Genomic DNA, 6,797 nt, shown 5'->3' with positions numbered 1-6,797 from the left:
CTCCACTGTTTGCGAACCAATGCCATGCGTCGTGAATGGTTCTTGTCCATGACGCTGTCATCGAAGATGACATAGCCCCTGTCGCTGAATTGGACGTGTGGGCGCACCTGCGTCCACAGCTCCGCTGCCGTCAGGCGATCTCCTTGCAAGTACCGCTGAACTGCGTCATGAGCAAAATCGTCGATGTGATCGGCAAAATAGGTTTGCGTTCGGTTGATCTGTGTGGCAGCCAAAAACTCGCAGTACCGTTGCCGACTGACTTTCCGAGGTCTTCCCATCAGCTCAGAATCTCAAATTTGTCCAGTTTCGCGTAAGCCCTACTCTGTGACATCAAAGGTTTCTAGACCGTGTTCCCCAGGTGCGGCTTAGTCCGGAGACTGCCAAGCAGCGTCGGTAGCAGGCTCACGATGCTGCTGCCTTTCAGCACAATCGCTGTCGGCTTTCCGTCGTCCTCGATCTACGGCACCGCTTTGCAAGTCCACTCGAATTGAAAGCCCCGTCTCACCGGACCAGCGCCTCTGGTCACCTCACACGTTCAATGACCAAAGCAGTCGCGTTGTCTGGTGCGCCCGACGCCAGGCTCAGTTCGATCAGGCGGTCCACCATCCCTTGTAGCGAAGGTTCCTGGAGCAAAAGATCGTGCAGCACAGGCGGCGGCACCTCACCCCAGATCCCATCTGAGATTAAGAGGACACGGCTGCCCACAGGCAACTCCAGCGGCTCTGGAAGAACCTGAACATAATTGTCCTGTGCGGCCCGCAAGCTGCCCAGTGAACGCAGAACCTTGTTGCGTTCCGGGCTGACCTGGGCCTCTTCCGGCGTCATCTGACCGCTGGCAACCATGGCCGCTACATAAGAATGATCTTTGCTGAGCTGCTGCACTGCGCCGCCCTGAGCCATGTACGCGCGGGTATCGCCCACATGCCCCAGTTGCAACTGCGTACCGCAGATCTGTACGCCGGTGAGCGTGCAGCCTCCGTCCCGGCCCTGCATATCGGCCAAGACCGCAGCATTGGCCTCCCAGACCTGGGCCTCCAATGTGGGCGCCCCTGAACCGAGAAAGGCCCGTACTGCCGCCTGGCTGGCCACTTCACCCGCCGCCATGCCCCCCATACCATCCGAGACGACGGCCCGCAAAGTCACTGCTCCGCCGCCGTGTTGCCCGGTCTGGTGCCACACGAACCCGTAAGCATCCTCGTTGGTGGGCCGTTCGGGGTTCAGGCCGATGTCGGTGGCCGCCGCCAACCCATAGACCGGCAGTCTGGCTGCCGCCGTCTTGAGGGCGGCCAGCAGTTCAGTGGGCGTCAGGCGCTGCGGCAAGGGAGCCAGCATCCCACTCAGGAGTTGCGGCACGCCCGATGCATTGACGCCTGCCAGCACGACGGATGACGGCCCCTCGGTGGGCAGGGGACACCCAGTCAGCCACTGGAAAAACAATGCGCCCAGTAAATACACTCCGCTTTTTGCCTGTGCGGGTTGCCCTTCTTGCACCTCAGGCGGTGTAAAATTGTCGCGCAAGGTGGGTTGAGCTGCTTCGCCCAGCCGGGCCACTTGCGGCGGCAGCCTCAATTTCAATCCCTCGCGGGTCAATTGAACGCTGAACGGATCAAGGTCAGTGACGGCGTAGCCCTGTTTTTCGAGCGCAAACAGCAAACGGGCCAGGTCAGTCAGGTACGACTGCGCTGCGTCGGGATCAAGCGGCAGGGTCAGCGGCGTCCCCTCAGTGGGGGCCAGCACCCAGAGATCGCCCACCGGGGTCACTCTGGGGAGCAGACGGTGGGAGCGCAACCCGGCCCACAGCGGCTGGGGCCGCACATACACATCTACGCTGGGACCAGCGCCCAGCGCATTGGCGGTAAACCAGCCGCGTCCCAGGTCCTGATTGAGTTGATAGCCGCTGACCACTTCGCCTACCTGTGGCCCTTGCGGGGCGACGGTTGGCGCGTACGTTTCTTCTTCCAGCTCGCCAGTCACAAAGCCGGAGAGGTCAGGGAGACCCGCTGGAGGCGCGACGTCCAACCCACGATCTGTCCCATTGAGTGGCTCTGCGGCATCTGAACGTGCTTCATCAACCCGGCTGCCCGTGGTGGAGACAGGTGCTGCGCCTGCATCGCGGTCTAAAGGGGCCGGGCTGCTTGAAGGTGCTGAACTTTCTGGACCCTCTGGCCCATCTTCACCCACGGCATTCTCCAACTCGGCTGAGCTGTCTGAAGGACCAGAGTCGAAGAAATCAAGTGAACTTTCCCCAGCTTCTGAGCTTTCCAGGATTTCAGCAGTGGTGGCCTCAAAACCTGCGCCGTCCACACCGCCTCCATCCGGCGGAGAGGGAAAGGCGTAGTCCACATCCAACAGATCGTCCTCGCGCTGCTTGTCAGTAAGATCATCCAGCGTTTCTGTTTCAAGCGGCGGCGTCGGCTCTGTGGGCGGCGTCAGCGCATCAAGCGGTTCGGTCGGCTGGGTTTCAGGCTGCAGAACTTGCTCGGCAGCGGCCAGATCATGTGGCGCATCATCAGGTTGGGTCATTTCAACTCTGGTGGAAGATCAGCATCAGGTTGCCAAAGGCCAACTCGTCGCCGTCTACTAGCGGCGCGGGTTCCTGAAGGCGCGGCGAGAATCCTGTTTCGCCTTTGTGCTTGATGTACACGCCGTTGGTAGACCCAAGGTCACGCACGGTCCATCGGCCTTCTTCACGATACAGCTCCGCGTGGCGGCGCGAGATATGCTCCTGCCCACCCAAGCCGCTCAAGTCGATGTCCACGGGGCCGCTGGAGCCGTCGAAGCGCCCCACGATCAGCCGTTCACCTTGCAGCGGAATGAATTCGCCAGTGGGCGCACCAAATTTCTTGATGCCGAGCTTGGCTTCTCCGGCGGGGGCGGGGGCGTCCGGGGACGTTTCAGCCACAGGCGCGTCGGGGACTGAGGCGGAGGCCCCAGAGATGGGGAAGGACTCTTCGGGGTTGGGGACTTCAGGTGGGGCCACTTCAGACGCGGTTTCAACTGGTGAATCTGCTACAGGCGCGGCTTCTTCAACTTCAGACTCCGTTGGTGGGGTCGTCTCGGCATCCAATTCTGCGCTGGACAGGGTGGCTCCAACTTGCGGCGTTGCGTCAACCGCCGCAGAAACAGCTCCATCTTCAGTTGCGGTGGAGGCCCCCTGGGACAGGATTTCTTCAGGAAGCGTTTCTTCAGGCAGGGTCCCTTGAGGAAAGGTTTCAGGCGTCGCGGTGGAGGTGGGTACAGCGGCGGCGGACAACTCCACGCCGCACCCTTCACAGTAGGTGGTGCCTTCGAGGTTGGCGGTGCCGCAGACTGGGCAAAGAATGGTCATGGTGGTTCCTCCGGGGAATTAGAGCGAGATACGGCGAATGAGGATCAGAAAGATGATGGCGACAACTGCCGACGCCACGCTGGCGCTGATGACGGTGGGCCAGTGAAAGCCAGCCCCCTGGGTGTAGAAATACGCTGCTGCTGCCGCCCCTGCGGGGAGAGCCAGCGGCAGGGCAAACCACAGCAGCGCGCCTGCGAGCGCGCCTGCCCCTGCGCCCACTGCGGCGGCCAGGACAGACTGGGTGGTCTGGACCGGCGCGGCCATGTACTCCCCCAGCGACCAGGCAGCAACCCCCGCACCCAGAACACTGCTCCACACGATAAAGACGATGCGCGTCACCGGAGCGGGAGGTTTGGCAACAGGTAAATTTGGGGGAGGCGCAGGCGGAGCAGCCGTGGGCGTGGAAGCAGGAACAGGCGGCGTGGGAACAGGTTTCGGCATGGCTCGAGGAGGCGTTGGAACGGGGGTTGGCGCAGGTGCCGAGGGAAGGGGGGTGGGCGATGGAGGCGCGGCTCTGGGCGCAGATTTCGGTGGAATCATGACTGGCTGCGCCGGAACGGGTCCCGGCCTGGGTGCGGAGGGCCGGGAAGGTGGCGGCTGAGGGACTGGAGACCAGGGCGTGGAAGGTCTGGGCACAGGCGCAGGGGGAACGGATGAAGAGGAGGCAGCGGCCCTTGGCTTTGACGTCGGCGTTGCAAGGACCGCCAGCAGCGCTTGTGCGCTCTGCGGACGGTCTTCCACGCGCAGCGCCATCGCCTGCGTCACGGCCCGGCGCAGTCCCGGCAAGGTCGCCTCAGGCATCGGCGGCAAGGGCGTGCCCAGCATCAGGTCTGTGGCGGGCGGCGGCATCTGCCCGGTCAGGGCGTGCAACAACGTGGCTCCCAGCGCGTAAATATCGGTGTATGGTCCGAACCGCCCCGAATTGCCGTACTGCTCCAGCGGCGCGTAACCGGGCGTGACCAGCCGGGTATGACTCAGCGTTTTGCCCGCGACGAAAGCCCGCACGGAACCGAAGTCGATCAGCACGATGCGGCCCGTCTGATTGAAAAAGATGTTGTCGGGCTTGATGTCGCGGTGCAGCAGTCCACGCTGATGAATCAGCTCTAACGTTTTGGCCACTGAACGGGCCACCTCGAACACCACGTCGGGGGGCATGGGGCCGCGTTTTTCAATCAGACCGCCCAGGGTGCTGCCTTCGAGAAATTCCATCACCAGGTAAGCAGTGCTGTTTTCCTCAAAATAATTCATCACCTTCACGATGCCGGGATCATTGAAGCTGGCCAGCACTTTTGCTTCGTCCAGAAAGCCTGTTTTGGTGGTCTGGTATTCGGCGCTGCTGATGTTGCCCGGCGCAACCACTGTTTTGCCGCGCCGCGAAGACCCGTCCAAGAACAGTTCTTTGATGGCGACTTTGAGGCCCAGCCGGGTGTCTTGCCCGGCATAGGTAATCCCGAAGCCGCCCTGTCCCAGCACCCGGTTTAGGGTGTACTGACCGCCCATCAGCGCCGTGCCAACGGGCAAGGCCACCAGTCCTGAGGAGGTCAGCGGCGCGCCGCAAGTGCGGCAGACCGTTTCGCCGGACTGAACAGCAGCGCCGCAGACTGGGCAGTTCACCGTCCTAAGCTCCGGTCAGCTTGCGAATTTCTTCGTCAGTGGGCACGCCATCTGCGCTGCTGCCCGCCTTGAGGGTCTGCGTTTTCGCGCCCAGCCGCATGGTCTTGGCGGTGCCGAGACTGATGGTCTTGCTGCTGCCCAGCTCACCGATGGCCCGGTCGAGCACCTGGGTCATTGCGCCGTTCCCGAGGCGCTGGGTCATGCTCCGGGCCTGCTCCAAGGTCTTGGCAGCCTGTTCAGGGTTGCTCTGCGCTTCCCGGCTCGCCTGCGCGACCAGACCTTCAATGTTGCGCTGCTGAACCCACTGCATCACGTCCCCGTCCACCCGCGCCGCCATCGTTTCGTCACCGGTAAATTCCACGACCACGTCAAGCGGCGGCAACTCGCCCCGGTAACTTGCCCCAGGGACTTCGTAGGTCAGTCCCAGTTGGGCCAGCCGCATCCGGGCGGTGGGACGCTCGGGCAGGGTGAATTCCAGGATGTAGGTTGCGCCTGTTCCGGCCTCCACATTACCGAGGAGCAGCGGCCCACCGGTGTTGGTCACTTCGGTCTGGGTGGGCTGCACACGGGTCACCCGTTCCAAGACCACGTCTTTGACGGCGCGCACAGTCAGGGCCACGTTGGTCACGACTTCGTTGGCCGCCTGCTGGAGATCGCCCAGCAGCGCGGCAGGGAGATCGGACGCCCGCACGGCGGGCGGTTGGGGGTGTTGATTGTCGGGTACCACGTCAATGGGTTGGCCCTGCGTGCGGTCTGTGATCTCTGTGAGCAGCTCGGTGTTTACCTCGTCGCCCACGCCGATGGTGGTCACCGACACCTGCATTTCAGCGAGGACGCCCGCTTGCTCCTGCACCAGGGCTGCGTCAAAGGCCTGCCCATCGGTGAGAAGGACCATCCGGCGGCTGCCTGATTCGGTTTCCAGCACCTTCGCTCCAGCTTGCATGCCTGCGCCCATCTGGGTCCCGCCCGAATACCAGTCCAGTTGATCCGTGGCGTTAAGCAAGACGGCCCGGTCAGCCGCCGCCGTGAAGGGAACGAGGATTTCGGCCAGATCATCGAACTTGACCAGGGCGAGGCGGTCTTGCGGCTCAATCAGATCCGAGGTGATGATGCCGCGCAGCGCCTCGGTGACCAGTTGCAGCTTATTTTTGCCGCCGCGCACGACCTCGTACCGCTGACCGTCAGTCACTGTCGTCTGCCCAGTGTGTTCAGTCGGTTCGGTCACGACCTCGCGCATGGAGCCGGAAGTATCAACCACAAACACCACCGACAAATTGGGCCTCGCCTGCGTGGCCTGCTGATCTGGCAAGAGGCCGAGGAGCACAAACAACTTCTGACCTGCGGTGTGGGCCAGCAGAAATTCTCGGTGGGGCCGCATTGTGGCGTCAAGCATGAATTGCCTCCTGTTGTGAGTTCGCCCGTTGTGGCAGTGCATGATAAGCAAGTTCAAATGTTGAGTACGTCATTGTTCGTTGGGAGTTCTCTTTGGCGTGGACTCCGCTTGACCCCTGGCAAAAGCACTGGCACTCACATGGCAGAGTTGCAGGCAAGCCCAGCCGGCGCCCCAGTTCAGATTCTCCTGATCGCTCGATGGATCAAGACTGTGGTCGCATAGCGGTAGAACATGCTGATTGTAGACCGTGAGTCTATCCTGCCACCGCCAGACACAACTCGCCGCACGCGCCCCAGAGCCACGTGCCCCTCACCTAAGAAACCAGGCGTCTGGAAACTCCTATTTCCAAACGCCTGAGGTTTGATCAGTTTTGGTGAATGCTAATCAGAACGGGTGTGTTACCTTAACTTGACCCGTGGCAGACTGAGGGCAGGGGTGATCTGAACTTCAGGCCACCCCTAC

The 6,797-nt window shown here is 62.1% G+C and carries 4 protein-coding genes and 1 pseudogene; all 5 read right to left on the bottom strand.

Features of this window, described 5'->3' with window-relative positions; all coding sequences use genetic code 11:
* Nucleotides 1–233, bottom strand: a pseudogene (locus Q322_RS24250) (hypothetical protein); the annotation flags it as partial.
* 289 nt (nt 234–522) lie between these two features.
* The gene (locus tag Q322_RS0119120) at nt 523–1,974 is read right to left on the bottom strand and encodes a PP2C family protein-serine/threonine phosphatase (protein ID WP_051668778.1); all 1,452 of its coding nucleotides are present in this window, start codon (nt 1,972–1,974) and stop codon (nt 523–525) included.
* A gap of 550 nt (nt 1,975–2,524) precedes the next feature.
* On the bottom strand, nt 2,525–2,902 hold the full coding sequence (locus Q322_RS24700; RefSeq protein ID WP_051668777.1) for an FHA domain-containing protein: 378 nt from the start codon (nt 2,900–2,902) through the stop codon (nt 2,525–2,527).
* Between the two features lie 444 nt (nt 2,903–3,346).
* Nucleotides 3,347–4,942, bottom strand: coding sequence for a serine/threonine protein kinase (locus Q322_RS0119110; RefSeq protein WP_029479450.1), 1,596 nt, complete (start codon nt 4,940–4,942; stop codon nt 3,347–3,349).
* 4 nt (nt 4,943–4,946) lie between these two features.
* Entirely contained in the window at nt 4,947–6,335 is a 1,389-nt protein-coding gene (locus tag Q322_RS0119105) for a vWA domain-containing protein (protein ID WP_029479449.1), read from the bottom strand.
* Between the last annotated feature and the right edge of the window lie 462 nt (nt 6,336–6,797).

It is taken from the genome of Deinococcus frigens DSM 12807 (assembly GCF_000701425.1).
Lineage (GTDB): Bacteria > Deinococcota > Deinococci > Deinococcales > Deinococcaceae > Deinococcus > Deinococcus frigens.
Note: the sequence above shows the minus strand (reverse complement) of the source record. Positions and strands in the feature narration are given on the sequence as shown.